Genomic DNA, 21211 nt, shown 5'->3' on the forward strand with positions numbered 1-21211 from the left:
AAATGAAGAACAGCATGGAAAGATAATGAGTTGACGGGTGTGATGGTAATGGTAACAAGTATGACAGGATATGGCAGAGAAACGGTCGATCTGGAAGAAACCCGGATCAGTCTGGAAGTCCGGGCAGTGAACCACCGATTTCTGGACATATCGACGAAAATGCCGCGTTCATTTTTATTTTTGGAAGATAAAATGAAAAAAGTGATACAACAGTCGATCCGACGTGGGAAAATAGATATTTTTGTTACAGTTGACGGTGAAGGACTGGTCAGCCAAAAACTGAAAGTGGATTGGAACCTGGTGGATCAATATATGGAACGTCTGGAGGAAATGCAGGCGCGGTACGGGTTGTCTGGCGAATTAACAGTCGATCTTGTAACAAAGCTGGAAGAAGTCTTTACGGTGCAGGAAGAAGAGCAGGATGAAAGCCGGCTGGAAAGTACCCTGTTGACTACACTCGGGGCTGCAGTCGAAAAAGTAGTGCAAATGAGGGCACAGGAAGGCGCTGCTTTAAAACAGGATATGCTTGATCGTTTATCCCGGATTCACCAGGTCATTGACAAATTGTCAGGTAGACGTGAAATAGTCATCGAATCCTACCGGGAAAGGATTAAGGCACGGATTGAACAATATGTCGAGGAAGAACTGAAGGCAGAGGAATCCCGTATTTTGCAGGATGTCGCTCTGCTCGCTGAAAAAGGAGATATTACAGAAGAAATAACCCGGCTGCGTTCCCATATCGAACAATTTAACGATACAATGGAAAATAAGGATGCCATTGGCCGTCGTCTGGACTTCATCGTGCAGGAAATGCATCGGGAAGTAAATACCATCGGTTCTAAATCAAATGATGCCAAAATCAGTGAATGGGTGGTATTATTAAAGAGTGAAATTGAAAAAATCAAAGAACAAGTCCAAAATGTAGAATAAGGATGTAGTATTTTCCCCTCTACTGGCAAAGCGGTTTTTTCACAAGCGGAAAGGGAGCCACCTCCTTCACCAGCTTGAAAAACAGCCACAGGAATCATACAATTTACACTGCTTGCATTTTTTCATTATAATATAAGTAATGCAAAGAGAACGTGTCATGAAGGAGGAACTTGTTTTGAGTCTGAAATTGATCAACATAGGATTCGGTAATGTCGTCTCTGCAAATCGGGTGATTTCAATTGTATCACCGGAGTCTGCTCCGATTAAACGTATTATAACCGTTGCAAGAGACAATAATAAATTAGTAGATGCTACATATGGCCGCCGTACACGAGCGGTCATCATTACGGATAGTGATCACGTCGTCCTCTCCGCTGTTCAACCAGAAACAGTAGGGCAACGGGTGATCAGCCATGACGACATATCTGATGAAAACTAGGAGGACACAAAGTGATTGAAGAGAAAGGCATTTTATTCATACTCTCAGGTCCATCCGGTGTTGGAAAGGGAACCGTCAGGAAATCTCTTTTCGAACATTCGACAGATTTGAGGTATTCGATTTCTATGACCACTCGGGGTGCCCGGGAAGGGGAAACCGACGGTGTCGATTATTTTTTCAAAAGCCGTGAAGAATTTGAAAGATTGATAGCAGAGGGTAAGTTGCTTGAGCACGCCGAATATGTCGGGAATTATTATGGGACACCAAGGGATTATGTGGAAGAGACACTGGAGCAAGGGAAAGACGTATTTCTGGAAATTGAAGTCCAGGGAGCTTTGCAGGTGAAAGAGAACTTTCCGCAAGGCGTATTCATTTTCCTGATTCCTCCGAGCCTGGAAGATTTAAAAGACAGAATTGTAAGCCGTGGTACGGAAACGGAAGAGAAGGTCAAAAACCGTCTGCATCAGGCGAGAACAGAAATTGAAATGATGGATGCATATGATTATGTCGTCGTTAACGATGAGGTTGATCATGCGGTCAAAAAAGTACAATCCATCGTCATGAGTGAACATTGCAAACGGGAACGTGTGGCCAAACAATACAAAAAAGCACTGGAGGCTGGTAAATCATGATGCTCGAACCATCTATTGATTCATTGCAAAAGCAAATCAAGTCCAAGTATACGTTAGTGACATTATCCGCTCGCAGAGCACGTGAACTTCAACAGGAGGGCGAACCGATGATTCAAAAACCTCAGTCTGATAAGTTCGTTGGAGTGGCCCTGGAAGAAATCCGTGAAGGGAAACTTACCTATTCATTTGCCGATGAAATCCAGGAACGTCTATTCTAATCTCAAAAACTGAAACGTTCATGAAAAAATTCAGTGGGAAGCTGAAAACTTTTAGTATGAAAGAAAGCCGCGCTCAATGCTGTACTTAGCGCGGCTTTCCCTATAGATAAGGACTAATCGATAATGAGCTAAAGGGAGAAGATGGTTATGCTGAAGGGAAAGCGGATTGTGCTCGGTGTTTCCGGGGGTATTGCCGTTTATAAAGCAAGTGCATTGACAAGTAAACTCGTACAGGCGGGGGCCGAAGTAAAAGTAATCATGACGGAGAGCGCGATGGAATTTGTTACCCCCCTAACCTTCCAGGCGTTATCACGAAATCCGGTCTATACCGATACGTTTGATGAAAAAGATCCTCGGTATATTGCACACATTGATTTAGCGGACTGGGCGGATTTGTTTTTAATTGCACCTGCGACCGCTAATATCATTGGGAAGCTGGCCAATGGTATTGCTGATGATATGCTCTCCACAACCCTGCTGGCTACAGAAGCTCCGGTTTATGTAGCTCCGGCAATGAATGTACATATGTATGCACATCCCGCTGTCATCAAAAACATGACGACATTGGAACAGTGGGGTTATAAATTCATTGAGCCAGGTGAAGGCTATCTTGCCTGTGGCTATGTTGGCAAGGGGCGGCTGGAAGAGCCGGAAACGATTGTATCTGTGTTGAAAAATATCGATCGTCCAGGCTGGCTGGAAGGGAAGCGTGTGCTGGTAACAGCTGGGCCAACACAAGAAAAGATCGACCCCGTACGGTATTTCACCAACCCATCCACCGGAAAAATGGGCTTTGCCCTGGCAGGGGAAGCTGCGAGGCTGGGAGCTGCTGTCACCCTGGTTACAGGCCCTGTCCAGCTAGATACACCACCAGGGGTTGATCGCGTAGATGTCACTACTGCCGAAGAGATGTATCAGGCTGTCCACGATCGTTTTGGTACACAGGATATTGTCATCAAATCGGCCGCAGTGGCAGATTACCGGCCGGCAATCACTTATGATCATAAGATGAAAAAGCAGCCTGGCGATTATGTCGTGGAAATGGAACGTACAAAAGATATTCTAAAAACCCTTGGGAAGGAAAAAAAGCATCAATTCCTGTTAGGGTTTGCCGCTGAAACAACCAATCCTTTAGGCTACGGCAAAGAGAAGCTCGAAAAGAAAAATCTGGATGCCATCGTCGTGAACAATGTCGCAGTTGAAGGGGCGGGGTTTGGACATGAGACCAATGCAGCGATATATATAAACCGTAATTTTGAGGAAACGGAGCTTCCGATGATGAGTAAGCAACAATTGGCTCAACATATTTTCAATCAGATAAAGTTGGATATCACTCATGAGTAGCCAGAACATTGCCCGGGTCGTTGTCGATGTACCTTCATCCCAAACGAATCGTCCCTTCGATTATCGTATTCCGGACAAGTATCAGGGGATCGTCCAGCCGGGAGTGCGAGTCATCATTCCGTTCGGTCCCCGCAAAGTGATGGGGTATGTCGTTGCGTTGACGGATGAAAGTGAATTTGACACATTAAAGCCAGTCACGGACGTGCTTGATTTGACCCCGATTCTTACCAGCGAATTGCTTAATCTTGGTAAGTGGCTGACCGATAAGACGCTGAGCTTTTATATTTCATCATTTCAAGTAATGCTGCCCCAGGTGCTGAAAGCAAAATACAAAAAAGAACTATGGCGCCTTGAGGAAGAGGAACTGCCTCATACGTTAGAGCAGCTGTTCGCCGGCCGTGATGTCATCGATTTTGAAGAGTTTGAACAGGCTGGCATCAGCTACCATCAATTGCAGAAGGTAGTTCATGATGGATTGATCGATGTGCATTATGAAGTGAAAAGCAAGGAAACTAAAAAGACGACTCGAATGATACAGCCGGGAAAAGATGCATTGGAACTGGAGGAAGCTGGCGTTGACCTCCCGAAACAGGCAGTGAAACAAAAAGAAGTGATCCACTACTTCATCGAAAATCCTGAACCGGTTTCCCAGAAACATTTGTTGGCGGAGCTGAAGACGACCAGGGCTTCCTTGAAACCATTGTTAGAAAAAGGGTTACTTAAGGAATTCAAACAGGAAGTCTACCGGGACCCCTTTAAAAACAGAGAATTTGAACGAACAGAACCCTTTCCTCTGACAGAGGAGCAACAAGCTGCAATAACGCCTGTGCTTAAGGATATCGAGACTAATAGCCATGAAGTCATGCTGCTTCATGGGGTGACAGGCAGCGGAAAAACCGAGATTTATCTCCAGTCGATTCAGGAAGTTATCGATAAGGGAGAAGAAGCGATCATGCTTGTTCCGGAAATCGCTTTGACTCCGCAAATGGTCGAGCGCTTCAAGGGGCGGTTCGGTTCCCGTGTAGCGGTCATGCATAGTGCGTTGTCTGCGGGAGAGAAATATGATGAGTGGCGAAAGATACAGCGGAAAGAAGTGCAAGTGGTCGTTGGTGCCCGTTCGGCTATATTCGCCCCGTTTACGAATTTGGGCATTATTATTATCGACGAAGAACACGAGACCAGTTACAAGCAGGAGGACCACCCGCGTTACCATGCCCGGGATGTAGCTATCTATCGTGGGGAGCGGCATAACTGCCCGGTTGTCCTGGGAAGTGCCACACCGACACTCGAAACCTTCGCACGCGCAAAGAAAGGGAATTATCGTCTGTTGACGCTTTCCAAACGAATGAATGATGCTTCCATGCCGGAAGTGGAACTGGTCGATATGAGAGAAGAGCTGCACGCTGGAAATCGCTCGATGTTTTCCCGGGCGTTGATGGAAAAAATCCAGGAACGGCTGCATCGTAAGGAACAGGTTGTCCTGTTTTTAAACCGGCGCGGCTACTCGACCTTCGTCATGTGCCGTGATTGCGGTTATGTCAGTGAATGCCCTCATTGCGACATTGCTCTTACCTACCATCGGAAGCAGGAGCGTTTAAAATGTCATTATTGTGCCTTTGAAGAACCTTTGCCAAGCCGGTGTCCAGAGTGTGAAAGTGAATCGATCCGCTATTTTGGCACAGGGACACAAAAGGTAGAAGAAAATCTCCAGCAACTGCTTCCAGAGGCGAAAGTCGTTCGGATGGATGTCGATACCACCAGAAGAAAAGGCGCCCACGAAAAACTGCTCTCCCAGTTTGGGCGTGGAGAAGCGGATATCCTGCTAGGAACTCAAATGATTGCGAAAGGCCTTGATTTTCAAAATGTGACACTGGTCGGCGTGTTGACTGCGGATTCTCTGCTGAACCTTCCTGATTTTCGTTCAGCCGAAAAAACATTTCAACTGTTGACCCAGGTCAGCGGCCGTGCAGGACGTCACTTAAAACCAGGGGAGGTAGTGGTACAGACCTACACCCCAGAACACTATAGTATTGAACTGGCAAGCCAGTATGACTATAATCAATTCTTTAGTCATGAAATGAAGTTGCGTAAAGCATTCCAATATCCGCCTTTTTATTATTTAACCCTGATTACCGTTTCCCACCCTAATCAATTGAAGGCACAGGAGGTCACTCAGAAAATATGTAAGTTCCTAAAAGGGAAATTATCGGACAGTTCCACCATCCTTGGTCCGACCCCTTCTGCGCTCGCCCGTATCAAAGATAGATATCGTTACCAATGCATGATAAAATACAAGCAAGAACCAGAGCAGCGGAAATTATTGAAAAAAGTACTACATTATTACGATGAAGATATCAGAAAGAATGAGCTGCAAATTTCCATTGACTTTCAACCATATCAGCTCATGTAAAGAAGGGAGCCGCCAATCATGACAAAAATAGCATTCATGGGAACACCGGATTTTGCTGTTCCCGTTTTAGAACAATTAATCACAGACGGTTATGAGGTTGTACTGGCAGTTACACAGCCAGATCGGCCAAAAGGGAGAAAGCGGGTAATGACACCCCCTCCAGTAAAAACAGCAGCCGGGAAGCACGGCATCCCTGTATTTCAGCCGGAAAAAATTAAAAATGAGTACGAAAAGGTGCTGGCGTATGAGCCAGATATCATCGTAACCGCAGCTTTCGGTCAAATATTGCCGAAAGAATTGCTGGAAGCACCGAAGCATGGATGTATCAATGTGCATGCCTCTTTACTACCCGAACTGCGTGGCGGTGCCCCTATCCACTATGCGATTTTACAAGGGAAAAAAGAGACGGGGATTACCATCATGTACATGGCAGAGAAGCTTGATGCCGGGGATATCCTGACGCAGGTTAAGGTAGCGATCGAAGAAGATGACCACGTCGGTTCTCTCCATGAAAAACTATCTCTTGCCGGCGCAGAACTTCTCCATGAGACCCTGCCAAAGCTTTTGAACGGGGAGCTGGAGCCGAAGCAGCAGGACGAAACGTTCGTGACCTTCGCCTCCAATATCAAACGGGACCAGGAAGAAATCAACTGGACAAATGACTATAAGACCGTTTATAACCAGATTCGCGGCCTGCATCCATGGCCTGTCGCCTACACATATTGGAAGGGTAAGCCAATGAAAGTATGGTGGGGAGAAAAAGTGGCCGCACCAGAAAAAGGTGAACCTGGAGAAATAACAGATGTACAGGAAGACGGCTTTGTCGTCATGACTGGCGATGAAAATGGAATTAAAATAACAGAACTACAGCCAACGGGAAAAAAGCGCATGTCTGCTGTTGATTTCCTGAATGGCGCAGGAAGTAAATTACAGCGTGGAGATAAGTTAGGAGAAGGCAATGAGTAAATTTGTATTACGGGAAACCGCCCTGGATTTATTGACAAGGATCGGTGAGCAAGGCGGTTTCAGTCACGTATTGATCGACCGGGCAATGAAACAGGAAGAGCTCACGGAGCGGGACGGGGCACTTTTGACAGAAATTGTTTATGGGACCTTGCAGCACCGCAATCTTTTAGCCTATTATGTCGATGACCGTATCAAAGGAAAGAAGAAGATGCGGCCTTGGGTGAAGTGGCTGCTTTATATGTCGGTGTATCAGATGCAGTTTTTAAATAAGGTACCGGACCATGCCATTATTCATGAAGCTGTCGAAATAGCCAAAAAAAGAGGACACAAAGGAATCGCTTCTCTCATCAATGGTGTGCTTCGGAACATACAGCGCGAAGGGGTCCCGGACACAAAAAAAATCGATGACCCTATCCGTCGGCTTGCCATTGAAACCAGTCACCCGGAATGGCTGGTGGTCAGGTGGGTGGATATGTATGGGTTAGAAACGACGAGCAACATGTGTCGTACAAATCTTACTCACAAAACCCTCAGTGTCCGTGTCCAGCCGTTGAAAGCTGACAGGCGGAAGGTCATGGAACAATTGACGAACGAGGGCTTTGAGGTATCCCCTTCCAGGATCTCCGAGCAAGGTATTTTAATCCATAAAGGCAACATACTAAAGCATGATTTATTTCATAATGGGACACTTACTATTCAGGATCAAAGCTCGATGCTTGTGGGAGAAATGATGGACGTTAACCCGGGTATGACCGTGCTTGATGCCTGCAGCGCTCCTGGGGGAAAGACCACGCATATAGCTGAAAAGATGCAAAATGAAGGGAACGTCATCGCTTATGACCTACATGCCAAAAAAGCGAAATTGGTGACAGAAAAGGCGAAACAGCTTGATTTGTCTATTATAACCGCCGGAGCGGCCGACAGCAGAGAGCTCGGAGACAAACATAAGCCAGAGAGCTTTGACAGGATTCTCCTGGATGCCCCTTGTTCCGGGCTAGGAGTTCTTCGCAGCAAGCCGGACATCAAATACCATAAACAAGAAAAAGATATCCTGGTGCTCTCCTCGATACAGGATGAATTGCTGGAGAGTATGGCACCGTTATTGAAGAAGGACGGCAAACTCGTTTATAGTACATGTACGGTCGATGAACGTGAAAATGAGCAAGTCATTGAGCGATTTTTGACTAACCACCCGGAATATACCTTAGACCCTGCATTCAGAGATGATCTCCCCGATGAACTGAAGGAGGCTCCGGGGCTGAGTGAATATGGCTTGCAGCTTTTCCCTCAGCATTATGATACAGATGGTTTTTTCCTGACGAGATTGCTTAAACAAAGCTAGAGTAACTTATCAAAAATTTTTGTATTAGAAGACGAGGTGAAATGATGAACGGGTACTTTTTGACAGATAGAGGCCAGGTGAGAAACCATAATGAAGACGCGGGTGGTCTCTTTGTTAACGGCCGTCACCAGACTCTCGCAGTAGTAGCGGACGGGATGGGCGGTCACCGCGCGGGAGATGTGGCAAGTGAAATGGCCACTTCTTATTTACATAACCATTGGCAGAGTGCCGAAACAATAACGTCACCGGAGCAGGCCGAAGAATGGCTGCAACAGGCAATCCATTCCATCAATCAGACGATATTAGACCATTCCGCTACAAATGAAGAATGTAAAGGGATGGGTACGACGATCGTAGCTGCCATATGTACCAATGAATTTGTAACCATTGCCCATATTGGTGACAGCAGGTGTTATTTAGCAAATCAATATGGATTCAAGCAGGTGACGGAGGATCATTCTTTAGTGAACGAACTGGTCCGGTCCGGCCAAATTACAAAAGAGGATGCGGAACAGCATCCACGAAAGAACGTATTGCTGAAGGCCCTTGGAACGGAACCGGAACTGTCTATTGATGTCCAGTCGATAGGCTGGGAAAAAGAAAATGTCTTACTATTATGCAGTGATGGACTGACGAACAAATTAACGGATGAAGAATTATATGATCTTGTCAAACACCCGCTTGAACTGGAAGAAGCTGCAAACAGGCTGGTTACTATCGCAAATGAAAGAGGCGGCGAAGATAACATTACCCTGGCACTCGTGCATTATGATCATCCGAATGAGAAAGAGGGTGGCATGTAATGTTGAACAACCGCCTGTTGAACGAGCGGTATCTGGTCAAAGAAATGATCGGCGGCGGTGGGATGGCTAACGTTTATTTAGCTGAAGATACCATTCTTGAGCGGGATGTTGCCATCAAGGTACTTCGTTTGGAATATGGAAACGATGAAGAATTCATTGCAAGGTTCCACCGGGAGGCACAATCAGCAACAAGTCTTTCTCATCCCAATATTGTGAACATCTACGATGTAGGCGAAGAAGATGACATATATTATATGGTCATGGAACATATCGATGGGATGACATTGAAGAAATACATACAGCTGCACAGCCCTGTAGATGTATCCGATGCCATTGCTATCATGCAGCAAGTGACGTCAGCAATCGCTCATGCCCATGATAACGGAATTGTCCACCGGGACATCAAGCCAGAAAATATTTTGATCGATCATTTTGGACAAGTAAAAGTAACCGATTTTGGTATAGCGATGGCACTTAGTGCTACAGCGCTCACCCAAACGAATTCGATCCTTGGCTCGGTTCACTACCTTTCTCCGGAACAGGCCAGAGGAGGCGTTGCCACCAAAAAATCGGATATCTATTCAATGGGCATCGTTTTATTTGAATTATTGACTGGCAGACTTCCGTTTTCTGGTGAATCGGCGGTTTCGGTGGCATTGAAACATCTTCAAAATGATACACCATCCATGAAGCGCTGGTATCCTGACCTGCCGCAGAGCGTTGAAAACGTCGTCTTGAAGGCGACTGCCAAAGATCCGCTGCAACGGTATGGAAATGCCCACGAGCTGGAAATGGATTTAGAAACGTCTCTGGACCCTGCAAGAAAAAATGAAGCTCCTTTCACTATTGATGAGGATGATATAGACGAAAAAACGAAAGCGATTCCCGTCATTACAAAAGAAGCATTTGAAAACCATGAGAGCGAAGAAACAATCGTTCACACCAATGGGAACAGTCATGGTACCAAGCCAGTACCGACCATGAATGAACAACCGCGGGAAAATGGAGAAGAAAAGAAAGCGAAGAAGAAAAAGAAAAAAAGGGTTTGGCCTTGGCTGCTGACAATATTTTTAGTGTTGCTGGCTGGTGGCATTGCTGCGTTATTGCTAATACCAGGATTGTTAGAACCGAAAGATGTTGAAATGATCGATGTGACTGGAATGGAATATGAAGAAGCGTTTAGTGAACTTAGAAACTTGAATCTGCAAGTCGAAAGAGAAACGGAGTACTCCGATACAGTAGAAGAGGGATATGTCGTTAGAACGAACCCTGAGGCCGGGAGGACGATCAAAGAGGGCTCTACAGTGACCGTTTATTCCAGCGATGGAAAAGAGACCGCGACTTTTGGCGACTATGTCGGTGAGGACTTTGAAAAAGTTAAGACCGAGTTGGAAGCCAATGGCTATGCTAGTGTAAGAAGCATCCAGGAGCGTTCCACGGATTATCCTGCCGGTACCATTATAGAACAAATCCAGCCACAGCCAGATGAAGACGTTGTGCCTGAAGATACACGGGTCATTTTTGAAGTTAGTGCAGGCCCTCCAACCGTCATGTTACAGGATTTAAGGGGGCGTACACAGGCAGAAGCTGAAAGCTTTTTAGAAGATAACAACCTGGAAGTCAAAGTAGAAGAATCTTTTTCCGATGATACCGGAGAAGGGCTGGTCATGTCCCAGAAGCCAGACCCATATCAGGAAGTGAATGAAGGATCTGTCGTTACAATAGTCATTTCCAAAGGGCCAGAAGCGAAGCCGCATACCAAAACGGTGACGGTCGAGGTTCCTTACGAGCCGGCACAGGAGGAAACAGACGAAGAAGAAAACGCGGACGACCAAGGACAAGATAATGAAGGACAGAACGGTGAAGGACAGGATGAGAATAACGAAGAAGAGCCACAGGAACAGGAAGTAATCATCTATGTGGATGATATGGAAAATGATATCTCCGAAGTTTATGAAAAAACGATGATAACGGAAGATACAGAATTTGATATTGAGTTGATTATTGCACCTGGCTCAGAAGCAAGTTACCGAGTTGTACGAGATGGAGAAACAGTTGCCGAAGAAACGGTTGCATATTAGGATGGTGAAAAAATGCCAGTAGGAAAAATAATAAAAGCGTTGAGCGGCTTCTATTATGTCTATTCAGAGGGAGAAGTTTATCAGTGTAGAGGAAGAGGCGTATTCCGGAAGCAAAAAATCACTCCTTTGGTCGGTGATGAGGTCACATTTGAAGCGGAAAACCAACAGGAGGGCTATGTACTTTCTATTGAAGACCGGAGAAACGAACTGGTTCGCCCGCCAATCGCCAACGTTGATCAAGCCTTAATCATGACTTCTGCCAAGAATCCGGATTTCAATCCTTTACTGCTGGACCGTTTTTTAGTCCTGGTCGAAGCGAACCGTATCGAACCTCTGATTGTCATCTCGAAAGTCGATGGACCAAAAGAGAAAGAGAAGATTAGCTCTTTTCAAGCCATCTACGAGAAAATCGGCTATCCAGTCATCCTTACTTCCAAAGAAACGGATATGGCACTCGATCAAATTGAGAAACATTTGGCTGACAAGATTACCGTAGTCGCTGGTCAATCAGGTGTAGGAAAATCAACTTTGTTGAATCACCTGGATTCAGCCTTATCAATTGAAACCAATGAGATTTCCGAAAGTCTCGGCCGTGGAAAACATACAACCCGCCATGTGGAACTATTTGAAATAGCAGGTGGGTTGGTAGCTGATACGCCAGGGTTCAGCTCATTGGAATTTCAGGATCTGGAAGAAGATCAGCTGCCGGAATGTTTCCCGGAATTCCGGGAAATCCAGCATTTATGTAAATTCAGGGGCTGTCTCCATAAAAAAGAGCCCAAATGCGCCGTAAAGGCTGCAGTAGATGATGGAGAGATATCAGGTCTACGTTACGATCATTATCTACAGTTTTTAGAAGAAATCCAAACCAGAAAGCCGAGGTATTGACTATGACAAAGATAGCACCTTCTATATTGTCTGCAGATTTTGCAAAGCTGGGACAAGAGATTAAAGAAGTAGTGGATGGAGGAGCGGACTACATCCATATTGATGTAATGGATGGACACTTCGTTCCCAATATCACCATTGGACCATTAATTGTCGATGCTGTGCGTCCAGTAACGGATCTTCCATTAGATGTTCACTTAATGATTGAAAATGCCGAACAATACGTGGAAGCATTCGCAAAAGCAGGCGCTGACATTATTACCGTACATCAGGAAGCGAATGTACACTTGCATCGCACCATTCAATTGATCAAAAGTCATGGCGTGAAAGCGGGAGTTGTCATTAATCCTGCGACCCCGTCAGAAACGATCAAACCAATTCTTCAGGATGTTGATCTCGTATTGTTAATGACAGTCAACCCTGGATTCGGCGGGCAATCTTTCATCGAATCCGTTGTCCCTAAGATACAGCAGATATCCCAATGGAGAAAAGAATTGGGGTTATCCTTTGAAATAGAAATTGACGGAGGGGTCAACAAAGATACAGCCCGAACATGTGTGGAAGCTGGTGCTGATGTGCTAGTTGCCGGGAGTGCCGTCTTTAATAAAGAAGATAGAAAAGCAGCCATTGACGCGATCAAGAACGCCTATTAATCATACAGCCGCACCTGGTGCGGCTGTTTCCATTCAGTGAGGAGGTGTGGCAGGATGAAACACGTAGCCATAGTCGGAGGAGGACCGAAACGGTATATCCCTGATCTAACGGAATACGATAAAGACAAAATGATATGGATTGGTGCTGATCAAGGAGCGGAAGTATTGCTCGAACAAGGCATTCCCATCAGCCTGGCTGTCGGTGATTTTGATTCGGTGACCGAAAATCGTTTGGAAGAAATCAGGAACTTTGCCAAACATACGGACGTTCACCCCGAAGAAAAAGACGACACCGATCTCGAGCTGGCAGTCAAAGCAGCTCTGAAAGAAAAGCCTGAGAAGATTTACCTGTTTGGGGTGACCGGGGGCCGGATCGATCATACGCTTGCCAATATTCATTTGCTGCATCAGACAGAACGTGCGAATGTACCGGCTGTAATTATTGATCAACAGAACCAGATTGAGCTTACTACACCAGGGAAACATCGAGTCAAAAAGGTCGATGGTTACCCTTATCTATCCTTTATTCCGATTTCAATGACGGTAAAGAAGCTCTCACTCGAAGGTTTTTATTACCCATTGAACGACATGGACCTGCCCCTTGGCTCCACTCTTTGTATGTCAAACAAGCTTGTAAAAGAATATGGTACTTTTTCATACGACCAAGGCATACTATTGTTAATAAGGAGTCGAGATAGTTGAGAATGCGCACCATACAGCTTGTCCGCAGTTGATTCAGGAAAGAGGAGGGGGACTCATTGAAATTTTATACCATTAAACTCCCAAAATTTATTGGTGGCTTTGTCAGAGCTGTCATAGGAACCTTTAAAAAAGGGTAACAAAAAAAGCACCCCAGCGCAGGGTGCTTTTTTTGTACTTTAAGAAAGTTAAATAGAAAAATGTAAAAGATTACTGTATTAAAGTAAACGAAATGCCTGTCACTGACAGGCATACTACTGCGTGATTATACGCGTGTTACTTTACCAGATTTAAGTGCACGGGCAGATACATAAACTTTTTTAGGCTTTCCATCCACTAGAATGCGTACTTTTTGTACATTAGCCTTGAAATTACGTTTATTAGCGTTCATAGCGTGCGAACGATTGTTACCTGAAGTTGTTTTGCGTCCAGTTACTACACATTTACGTCCCATGGTAATCCCTCCTAGTGCTTACAAGTATATCTTGAAATACTTATACAATGTATCATAATGCAATCAGGATTGCAATCATTGCTGTTAAATTATATCAAGAATTTTCACTTGACAGAATACGTGAATTCATCCAAAGTATTATAGGGGCAATCTTTGAATATGGCACGATATATGCCCAGAACGGATAAGTACCAATGATAATCCTGATAAGCTTGAGAATGTGTTATAATATAGGGAATAAACGAACAGGGACGAAGGAGGATCATCATGTCTGTTGATATGAATACTAAATATGGTCAAGTAACAATCAGTAATGAAGTAATATCTACCATCGCAGGCGGTGCCGCTGTTGAATGCTATGGAATCGTAGGGATGGCTTCAAAGAGCCAGCTGCGTGATGGTATCGCGGAAATCCTCAGAAAAGAGAACTTTTCCAAAGGTGTCGTGGTCAGACAGGAAGATGATTCTTTGCATATTGATATGTATATCATCGTAAGCTACGGGACGAAAATTTCTGAAGTTGCTCACAACGTCCAATCTCAAGTCAAATATACATTGAATAAAACAGTAGGTTTATCCGTAAATTCAGTGAACATTTATATCCAGGGTGTTCGCGTTTCTACTAACTAAACAATAAGAACAGACAAACTAGCAGATATAGAGGAGGAAGCAGGTGTGACGGTTAAATTGTTGGACGGTAAAACGTTCGCTGAAATGGTGCTCGCAGGCGCGCAGCATCTGACCAATAACGCGGATATGATTGATGCGTTGAACGTCTTTCCCGTTCCTGATGGTGATACAGGTACGAATATGAATTTGTCGATGACTTCAGGTGCTAATGAAGTAAAGAATGTAAAGGAAAATCATACAGGGGATGTTGCCCAGGCACTGGCCAAGGGTTTATTAATGGGTGCGCGAGGCAATTCAGGGGTCATTCTCTCTCAATTGTTCCGTGGATTCGGAAAAGAACTCGCTCAGAAGCAATCCTGTGATACGAAAGAATTTGCCCAAGCATTGCAGGCTGGCGTCGAAACAGCTTATAAAGCCGTAATGAAACCGGTGGAAGGAACTATTCTGACAGTTGCCAGGGAATCGGCAGAAGCTGCTGTCAAAACTGCGAAAAAAGAAGAGGATATGATCGTTTTTCTTGAGGCGGTTGTTAAAGAAGCTCAGGCTTCTTTAAAACGCACTCCAGAACTGCTTCCGGTCCTGAAAGAAGTCGGAGTTGTAGACAGTGGCGGACAAGGTCTCTTGACTATCTATGAAGGATTTCTGGCAAACCTGAAAGGGGAGACCCTGCCGGAACCTGATACAACTGGTTCCATGGATGAAATGGTGAATGCCGAGCATCATAAGCTCGCTCAGGATTTTATGGACACAGCAGATATCGAGTTTGGCTACTGTACCGAATTCATGGTCAAGTTCGAAGAGGACAAGCTTAAGGAAAACCCTTATGATGAAGACCAATTCCGCAATGAATTGAGTGAAATGGGAGACTCTTTGCTTGTCGTTTCCGATGACGAATTGATTAAAGTACACATCCACGTCGAATACCCTGGCGAAGCGATGACACTCGGTCAGCGCTACGGCAGTCTTGTGAATATGAAAATTGAAAACATGCGCGAACAGCATACATCTATCGTAGGTGACAAAAAAGAGAAGCAGGCAAAAGCAAAAGCTGAATATGGAATTGTCACTGTTTCCATGGGGGACGGCCTGAAAAAGATGTTCGAAAGCCTTGGCGCTACGGTTGTCATCCAGGGAGGCCAGACAATGAACCCAAGTACACAGGACATCTCGGAAGCTGTGTCAAAGGCTCATGCTAAAAATGTATTGATCCTGCCTAATAACAAAAATATCGTCATGGCTGCCGAACAGGCGGCTGAACTTGCGGAAGACAATGTTGCGGTCATTCCTAGTAAGTCGATTCCTCAGGGTATGAGTGCTTTATTGGCATTCAATCCGGAAGCTGATCTGACAACAAATCAACAGGAAATGTCCGGCATGATGGAACAGGTGAAAACCGGCCAGATCACTTATGCGGTCCGGGATACGCAAATCGATGGCATGACCATTGAAAAAGATCATTTCATGGGAATTTTTGATGGCGATATCAAAGCGACCGATAAAGATAAAATAACGACTGTCGAGAATCTCCTGAAAGAAATGATTGATGAAGATGAAGATGAAATTCTTACCGTTTTAGCCGGTGAAGAAGCGACCCAGGAAGAAATCGAGAGACTCGAAGCTTTCATGGAAGAAGAATTTGAAGATATCGAAGTAGAAGTCCATCAGGGCGACCAGCCGATATACTCTTTCATATTCTCAGTTGAATAATAAAACAGAAAATAGAGGTCTAAATCTAACAAGGTTTAGACCTCTTTTGAGTATATTCTGGTTTTTGTTAGACACTAAACGTGAATAAATAAATATACAAATCTTAACTGGTAAAGGAGATAAAATGAAACATTTAAATGAGATAGGATGGAATTTTGATAATAGTTATGCACGACTGCCAGAGCCTTTTTTTGAACAGGTACAGCCAGAACCCGTTCATTCACCGAAGCCTGTTATCATTAATAAATCGTTGGCAGAAACTTTAGGATTGAACGGTGATAACCTCGAAACGGAAGAAGCAGTAAATGTGCTGGCAGGGAACCAGGTACCAGATCAGGCAGTGCCGATTGCACAGGCGTACGCAGGTCACCAGTTTGGGCATTTTACTATGTTAGGCGACGGCCGTGCCGTTTTGCTAGGTGAACAAATCACACCATCAGAAAAACGTTTAGATATTCAGCTCAAGGGCTCAGGACGTACCCCATTCTCGCGCAGAGGCGATGGCCGGGCAACCCTTGGCCCAATGCTGCGGGAATATATCATCAGTGAGGCGATGCACGCGCTTGGTGTGCCGACGAATAGAAGCCTTGCTGTGGTGACAACCGGTGAATCTGTCATTCGGGAAACAAAATTGCCAGGTGCCATATTAACCCGTGTTGCTGCTAGTCACCTTCGAGTCGGCACCTTTGAATATACTAGAAGACTGAATGATATAGAAAAACTCCAGGAACTTGCTGACTATGCTATTGAGCGGCATTTTCCGGAAATTATACCAAATGAAGACCGATATCTTGCTTTTTATGAAGAAGTGGTCAGACGCCAGGCCAAATTGATAGCGAATTGGCAGTTGATTGGGTTTATTCATGGGGTGATGAATACGGATAATATGACCATCAGTGGTGAAACGATTGACTATGGACCTTGCGCCTTTATGGATGAATATGACCCGGAGACGGTATTCAGCTCGATTGATGTGCAAGGGCGATATGCCTATCAAAACCAGCCGGCAATTGGTCAGTGGAACCTGGCGCGCTTAGCTGAAGCCCTTTTACCATTGATTCACGAAGACCAGGACCATGCTGTGGAACTGGCACAAGAGATCCTTGGAAAGTACCAGGAATGGTACCATAGCTATTGGCTGACTGGGATGAGGAAGAAACTGGGTATTCAAAATGAAGAAGAGAAGGATGAGAGATTGATTGATGACCTTCTTGATATCATGAAGAAGCACCGTGCTGATTTTACCAACACGTTCCGCCTGTTAACATTGGGTAAAACGGAGGATACTGCTATGAATGAGAGTCCGGAATTCAAGCAATGGTATGAGCGGTGGCAACAGCGGTTAGACAGACAGGAGTTATCCAAGCCCTCTGCCTATCAGGAGATGAAGAAAGTCAATCCAGCCATCATCCCTCGTAATCACCGGGTGGAAGAGGCGTTGGAAGCGGCTGTCCAAAATGGTGACTACAATGTGATGGAACGGCTTTTGGATGTTCTTTCAGATCCCTATGCCTATTCACCCGAACAAGAGGAATACACGACCCTGCCAGCACCATCCAGGCTCCCATACCGAACCTATTGCGGGACATAAGAGGGTGGAAAACCCACTGTCTTTTTTATCATCGTTTACGGGTCAGATGTTTCGGTAACATAGTGGTAAAGGAGGCAGGATAATAAAAGACAGAAAAAAAGGGGAGGTGGCCAATCTGGTTAGATTGTCTCTTATATAGCCTATAATTCTCTCTTCCCGTAAATTTGTCTCTTAAAAATCCAATATTGTCACTCAAATTTCGAAAATTGTCTCTCATCCGGGTGCAAGATTCTCTCATACTATGCCGGTTGTCTCTCTTACGCCTTAAAATATCAAACACTTTTAAGCACGAGCGTACGTCACTATAAAAAAGGCTCAGAGTTAGCCATTAACTCTGAACCCAAAAATATTAATGTCCGACTGATCGCATGACAAATTCGAATAAGAACATCATGGCTATGAATACGACTGGGAAAGATAATTCCCTTTGTTTTCCAATCGCCAGCTTTACCAGCGGATAGGCTATGAATCCAAAAGCCATCCCATCAGCAATCGAATACGTAAAAGGAATCATGACAATGATCAAGAAAGCAGGCATTGTCTCGGATAACTGATCGAATTCGATATGTTTGATGTTCTGCACCATCAAAGCTCCGACAATAATCAAAATCGGGCTGATAGCAGTAGGTGGAACCATCGATATCCATGGTATCAATAATAATGTGGCGAGGAACAGGATAGCCATTGTAAATGCTGCGCGGCCGGTTTTTCCTTTTGATGCAATGACGGCGGCACTTTCTGCGGATGATACCGTAGGAGAAGTGCCAAGAAAACCACTTGCAAGTGCAGAAAAAGCGGTGGCTTTATAAGCGCGTTTAAACTTACTTTCATCTTCCAGCATCGCCAGCTGTCCGTGTATCAAGCCCATATTCTCAAATATCAGCACGATACTTAACGGGAAGACAGCCATCCAAAAGGTCAATGTTCCGATTCCTTCAAATGAAGGCATCCAGATGAAAGAACCCATATCCATGGAAATGCCTGTTCCCGGTTCGCCAAGCAGTCCGAAAAAGGAGGCAATCACCGTTCCTATGATCATGGTGACCAGGAAGTTGCCGGGAACGTTTCTGGTGAACAGAAATATTCCGATGAATAAGGTCAACAGGCTGGTAATCACCATTTCGGAAGAAGGGTTTCCAAGTGCGATCAAGGAGTGTTCTCCTCTTACAACAAGTCCACCCTTTTCAAGGCCGATCAGGGTCAGGAATAGACCAAGACCTACCGTGATGGCGTGTTTCAAGGAATCTGGAATCGCTTCTTTCAGCCATTCCCCAAGTTTAGTGAATGCCGTCACAAGGAAAATCAACGAAGATACGATGACGACTGCCAGCCCTTCCTGGAAGCTCATGCCGGTGCCTTCGACAATCGTATAGGCAAACAGGGCGTTGACTCCCATCCCTGGTATCAGCACCATCGGGGCATTGGCGAGCCATCCCATCAGCAAGGTACCGACAAAGCTGGCAAGGATGGTAGCGACCATCGCGTTCTCGACGCCGATCCCTGCATCATGCAGGATCGAGCTATTAACCGCTACAATATAGACAGTCGTAAAATAGCCGATCAGACCAGCAAGGATGTCATTTTTCCACTGAGCAGCATCAATGGCATGTTTACGCTTGTTAAACATGGTGTACTCCTCTATATATTTGTAGCCCTCTCCCACCCGGTTGTTCATGCAACCCACAAAGTTTAATTATAATACCTGATCCGTATTCTGGCAATACCTTGAGCTTTATGGTAAAAATAGTAGGGAATACTCCTGTTCAAGTAAACGTTTTCCCGCTAAAATAGAATAGGGAATAAGCGTGTGTAGTTATCATACATAACGGCTTATCTTGTGGAAGGGAAAGGTGATTGGATGAAATATAAATCAGTTTTCGATATTATGGGTCCGGTTATGATCGGACCATCTAGTTCACATACAGCTGGAGCAGCTAGAATCGGACGGGCTGCCAGGAACCTGTTCGGACGGGAACCGAAGTGGGCAGAAATTCATTTGTATGGTTCTTTTGCCCGAACCTATAAGGGACACGGTACGGACGTTGCCATAGTCGGCGGGTTATTGGATTATGATACACACGATACCAGGATCAGGGATGCGTTAGAAACAGCAAAACAAAAAGGAATTAAAGTGAGGTTCCATGAAGAAGAATCTCATACCGACCATCCGAATACAGCGAGAATACGTATCGGTGACGATAAAGGAGACCTGGAGCTTGTCGGAATATCCATTGGCGGAGGTATGGCTGAAATAACGGAGCTGAACGGCTTTGAATTACGTTTGTCCGGAAGCCATCCGGCTGTCCTGTTGATCCATAATGACAGGTACGGAGCGATCGCCTCTGTTACCGGTATTTTAGCACGACATGAAATCAATATCGGTCATATGGAAGTGTCACGCAAGCAGGAAGGCCAGCAGGCATTGATGGTGATTGAAGTCGATCAAAATATAGACGAAAGCATTTTGAAAGAGCTGGAGAGAGCAGACCATATCTTACAGGTTGCCAAGATCGTCGACTAATAGAAAGGAGCATGAATTATGTTTCGTAATGTAGCTGAACTCGTAGAAATGGCGGAAAGCGAAGGCATTCAAATATCAGAAGTAATGATTCGTCAGGAAATGGAAGTTAAAGAGAGGACAAGGGAAGAGGTTGTCGGGCAGATGGAACGCAATCTCGATGTCATGGAAAAAGCGGTCGAGGATGGTTTGAAAGGGGTAAAATCACACAGTGGTTTAACTGGCGGGGATGCTGTACTGCTCCAGGAGTATATGAAAAACCACGAACCTTTGTCCGGTACGATTCTGCTTGATGCTGTCAGTAAAGCCGTAGCTACGAATGAAGTCAATGCAGCTATGGGAACCATCTGTGCCACACCTACAGCGGGAAGTGCCGGGTGTGTTCCGGGTACGCTTTTTGCGGTGAAAAATAAATTGAACCCAACGAGAGAACAAATGGTACGTTATCTTTTCACCTCCGGGGCATTCGGCTTTGTTGTTGCAAATAATGCATCTATTTCCGGGGCTGCCGGCGGTTGTCAGGCGGAAGTAGGTTCTGCTGCCGGAATGGCTGCTGCTGCTATCGTTGAGATGGCTGGGGGTTCACCATCGCAGTCAGCAGAGGCAATGGCCATTACATTAAAAAATATGCTCGGACTTGTTTGTGATCCGGTTGCCGGTCTCGTCGAAGTTCCATGCGTGAAACGAAATGCCATGGGCGCTTCTAACGCAATTACAGCAGCAGATATGGCACTGGCAGGTGTGACCAGCCGGATTCCATGTGACGAAGTGATCGATGCCATGTATAAAATCGGACAGACCATGCCTGTGGCTCTGAGAGAAACAGCCCAGGGGGGCCTTGCAGCGACACCTACAGGTCGGGAACTAGAAGCGAAAGTGTACGGAATTTCTTTGAAGAAAGAGTGA

The 21211-nt window shown here is 45.2% G+C and carries 21 protein-coding genes; 19 read left to right on the plus strand and 2 right to left on the minus strand.

The genetic code is table 11. The features are described 5' to 3' along the window. Positions 1 to 48 precede the first annotated feature (48 nt). The 14 genes from FHS45_RS04635 (at position 49) to spoVM (ending at position 13545) form a co-directional block, all read left to right on the plus strand. Complete coding sequence (locus FHS45_RS04635; protein WP_062445774.1) at positions 49 to 930, plus strand: YicC/YloC family endoribonuclease; 882 nt, start codon at positions 49 to 51, stop codon at positions 928 to 930. Between the two features lie 175 nt (positions 931 to 1105). Continuing rightward, complete coding sequence (remA, locus tag FHS45_RS04640) at positions 1106 to 1369, plus strand: extracellular matrix/biofilm regulator RemA (protein ID WP_028782721.1); 264 nt, start codon at positions 1106 to 1108, stop codon at positions 1367 to 1369. 11 nt (positions 1370 to 1380) lie between these two features. Further along, complete coding sequence (gene gmk / locus FHS45_RS04645; protein WP_062445775.1) at positions 1381 to 2001, plus strand: guanylate kinase; 621 nt, start codon at positions 1381 to 1383, stop codon at positions 1999 to 2001. Then, complete coding sequence (rpoZ, locus tag FHS45_RS04650) at positions 1998 to 2219, plus strand: DNA-directed RNA polymerase subunit omega (protein ID WP_082412048.1); 222 nt, start codon at positions 1998 to 2000, stop codon at positions 2217 to 2219. The genes gmk and rpoZ overlap by 4 nt, the downstream gene beginning before the upstream one ends. 147 nt (positions 2220 to 2366) lie before the next feature. Further along, positions 2367 to 3563, plus strand: coding sequence for a bifunctional phosphopantothenoylcysteine decarboxylase/phosphopantothenate--cysteine ligase CoaBC (gene coaBC, locus FHS45_RS04655; RefSeq protein WP_062445776.1), 1197 nt, complete (start codon positions 2367 to 2369; stop codon positions 3561 to 3563). Further along, positions 3556 to 5973 (plus strand): primosomal protein N', encoded by a 2418-nt coding sequence (gene priA / locus FHS45_RS04660; RefSeq protein ID WP_062445777.1) that lies wholly within the window; start codon positions 3556 to 3558, stop codon positions 5971 to 5973. The genes coaBC and priA overlap by 8 nt, the downstream gene beginning before the upstream one ends. 18 nt (positions 5974 to 5991) lie before the next feature. Beyond that, positions 5992 to 6939 carry a methionyl-tRNA formyltransferase gene (gene fmt / locus FHS45_RS04665; RefSeq protein ID WP_062445778.1) on the plus strand — a complete coding sequence of 316 codons (948 nt, stop codon included), beginning with the start codon at positions 5992 to 5994 and terminating at the stop codon, positions 6937 to 6939. After that, entirely contained in the window at positions 6932 to 8281 is a 1350-nt protein-coding gene (rsmB, locus tag FHS45_RS04670) for a 16S rRNA (cytosine(967)-C(5))-methyltransferase RsmB (RefSeq protein WP_062445779.1), read from the plus strand. Before fmt ends, rsmB begins: the two co-directional genes overlap by 8 nt. A 44-nt stretch (positions 8282 to 8325) precedes the next feature. Further along, a complete protein-coding gene (locus FHS45_RS04675) occupies positions 8326 to 9084 on the plus strand; it encodes a Stp1/IreP family PP2C-type Ser/Thr phosphatase (protein ID WP_062445780.1) in 759 nt (252 codons plus the stop codon). Further along, positions 9084 to 11165: a Stk1 family PASTA domain-containing Ser/Thr kinase gene (gene pknB / locus FHS45_RS04680; RefSeq protein ID WP_062445781.1), complete on the plus strand. Its 2082-nt coding sequence runs from the start codon at positions 9084 to 9086 to the stop codon at positions 11163 to 11165. Before FHS45_RS04675 ends, pknB begins: the two co-directional genes overlap by 1 nt. Positions 11166 to 11177: 12 nt before the next feature. Next, positions 11178 to 12053 carry a ribosome small subunit-dependent GTPase A gene (rsgA, locus tag FHS45_RS04685; protein ID WP_062445782.1) on the plus strand — a complete coding sequence of 292 codons (876 nt, stop codon included), beginning with the start codon at positions 11178 to 11180 and terminating at the stop codon, positions 12051 to 12053. A gap of 2 nt (positions 12054 to 12055) precedes the next feature. After that, positions 12056 to 12706 carry a ribulose-phosphate 3-epimerase gene (gene rpe, locus FHS45_RS04690; RefSeq protein ID WP_062445783.1) on the plus strand — a complete coding sequence of 217 codons (651 nt, stop codon included), beginning with the start codon at positions 12056 to 12058 and terminating at the stop codon, positions 12704 to 12706. A 54-nt stretch (positions 12707 to 12760) separates the two neighbouring features. Continuing rightward, positions 12761 to 13408 carry a thiamine diphosphokinase gene (locus tag FHS45_RS04695; RefSeq protein WP_062445784.1) on the plus strand — a complete coding sequence of 216 codons (648 nt, stop codon included), beginning with the start codon at positions 12761 to 12763 and terminating at the stop codon, positions 13406 to 13408. A 56-nt stretch (positions 13409 to 13464) separates the two neighbouring features. Continuing rightward, positions 13465 to 13545: a stage V sporulation protein SpoVM gene (gene spoVM / locus FHS45_RS04700; protein WP_037985670.1), complete on the plus strand. Its 81-nt coding sequence runs from the start codon at positions 13465 to 13467 to the stop codon at positions 13543 to 13545. A gap of 125 nt (positions 13546 to 13670) precedes the next feature. Here the strand turns inward: spoVM and rpmB are convergent, their stop codons facing one another. Further along, complete coding sequence (gene rpmB, locus FHS45_RS04705) at positions 13671 to 13859, minus strand: 50S ribosomal protein L28 (RefSeq protein WP_028782733.1); 189 nt, start codon at positions 13857 to 13859, stop codon at positions 13671 to 13673. A gap of 267 nt (positions 13860 to 14126) precedes the next feature. On the opposite strand from rpmB, the gene FHS45_RS04710 reads away from it, so the two are divergent. The 3 genes from FHS45_RS04710 (at position 14127) to FHS45_RS04720 (ending at position 17787) form a co-directional block, all read left to right on the plus strand. Further along, a complete protein-coding gene (locus FHS45_RS04710) occupies positions 14127 to 14489 on the plus strand; it encodes an Asp23/Gls24 family envelope stress response protein (protein ID WP_062445785.1) in 363 nt (120 codons plus the stop codon). Positions 14490 to 14534: 45 nt separating this feature from the next. Further along, positions 14535 to 16196, plus strand: coding sequence for a DAK2 domain-containing protein (locus FHS45_RS04715; RefSeq protein ID WP_062445786.1), 1662 nt, complete (start codon positions 14535 to 14537; stop codon positions 16194 to 16196). A gap of 124 nt (positions 16197 to 16320) precedes the next feature. Next, positions 16321 to 17787 carry a protein adenylyltransferase SelO gene (locus FHS45_RS04720; protein WP_062445787.1) on the plus strand — a complete coding sequence of 489 codons (1467 nt, stop codon included), beginning with the start codon at positions 16321 to 16323 and terminating at the stop codon, positions 17785 to 17787. 349 nt (positions 17788 to 18136) lie between these two features. On the opposite strand, the gene FHS45_RS04725 is transcribed toward FHS45_RS04720, so the two are convergent. Continuing rightward, entirely contained in the window at positions 18137 to 19414 is a 1278-nt protein-coding gene (locus FHS45_RS04725; protein ID WP_062445788.1) for an NCS2 family permease, read from the minus strand. Between the two features lie 231 nt (positions 19415 to 19645). Between FHS45_RS04725 and sdaAB the strand changes: the two genes are divergently transcribed. Together sdaAB and sdaAA are read left to right on the plus strand one after the other, a co-directional pair. Continuing rightward, complete coding sequence (gene sdaAB / locus FHS45_RS04730) at positions 19646 to 20308, plus strand: L-serine ammonia-lyase, iron-sulfur-dependent subunit beta (RefSeq protein ID WP_062445789.1); 663 nt, start codon at positions 19646 to 19648, stop codon at positions 20306 to 20308. Between the two features lie 18 nt (positions 20309 to 20326). After that, the gene (gene sdaAA, locus FHS45_RS04735; RefSeq protein WP_062445790.1) at positions 20327 to 21211 is read left to right on the plus strand and encodes an L-serine ammonia-lyase, iron-sulfur-dependent, subunit alpha; all 885 of its coding nucleotides are present in this window, start codon (positions 20327 to 20329) and stop codon (positions 21209 to 21211) included.

The sequence above is a fragment of the Thalassobacillus devorans genome (assembly GCF_011761345.1).
In the GTDB taxonomy this organism is placed as follows: Bacteria; Bacillota; Bacilli; order Bacillales; family Halobacillaceae; genus Thalassobacillus; species Thalassobacillus devorans.

Bases quoted from the DNA above. Each gene is read 5' to 3' on its own strand.
- FHS45_RS04635 (WP_062445774.1), top strand. From the start codon at position 49: ATGGTAACAAGTATGACAGGATATGGCAGAGAAACGGTCGATCTGGAA.
- rpoZ (WP_082412048.1), top strand. From the start codon at position 1,998: ATGATGCTCGAACCATCTATTGATTCATTGCAAAAGCAAATCAAGTCC.
- coaBC (WP_062445776.1), top strand. From the start codon at position 2,367: ATGCTGAAGGGAAAGCGGATTGTGCTCGGTGTTTCCGGGGGTATTGCC.
- priA (WP_062445777.1), top strand. From the start codon at position 3,556: ATGAGTAGCCAGAACATTGCCCGGGTCGTTGTCGATGTACCTTCATCC.
- fmt (WP_062445778.1), top strand. From the start codon at position 5,992: ATGACAAAAATAGCATTCATGGGAACACCGGATTTTGCTGTTCCCGTT.
- rsmB (WP_062445779.1), top strand. From the start codon at position 6,932: ATGAGTAAATTTGTATTACGGGAAACCGCCCTGGATTTATTGACAAGG.
- FHS45_RS04675 (WP_062445780.1), top strand. From the start codon at position 8,326: ATGAACGGGTACTTTTTGACAGATAGAGGCCAGGTGAGAAACCATAAT.
- pknB (WP_062445781.1), top strand. From the start codon at position 9,084: ATGTTGAACAACCGCCTGTTGAACGAGCGGTATCTGGTCAAAGAAATG.
- rsgA (WP_062445782.1), top strand. From the start codon at position 11,178: ATGCCAGTAGGAAAAATAATAAAAGCGTTGAGCGGCTTCTATTATGTC.
- rpe (WP_062445783.1), top strand. From the start codon at position 12,056: ATGACAAAGATAGCACCTTCTATATTGTCTGCAGATTTTGCAAAGCTG.
- FHS45_RS04695 (WP_062445784.1), top strand. From the start codon at position 12,761: ATGAAACACGTAGCCATAGTCGGAGGAGGACCGAAACGGTATATCCCT.
- rpmB (WP_028782733.1), bottom strand. From the start codon at position 13,859: ATGGGACGTAAATGTGTAGTAACTGGACGCAAAACAACTTCAGGTAAC.
- FHS45_RS04710 (WP_062445785.1), top strand. From the start codon at position 14,127: ATGTCTGTTGATATGAATACTAAATATGGTCAAGTAACAATCAGTAAT.
- FHS45_RS04720 (WP_062445787.1), top strand. From the start codon at position 16,321: ATGAAACATTTAAATGAGATAGGATGGAATTTTGATAATAGTTATGCA.
- FHS45_RS04725 (WP_062445788.1), bottom strand. From the start codon at position 19,414: ATGTTTAACAAGCGTAAACATGCCATTGATGCTGCTCAGTGGAAAAAT.
- sdaAB (WP_062445789.1), top strand. From the start codon at position 19,646: ATGAAATATAAATCAGTTTTCGATATTATGGGTCCGGTTATGATCGGA.
- sdaAA (WP_062445790.1), top strand. From the start codon at position 20,327: ATGTTTCGTAATGTAGCTGAACTCGTAGAAATGGCGGAAAGCGAAGGC.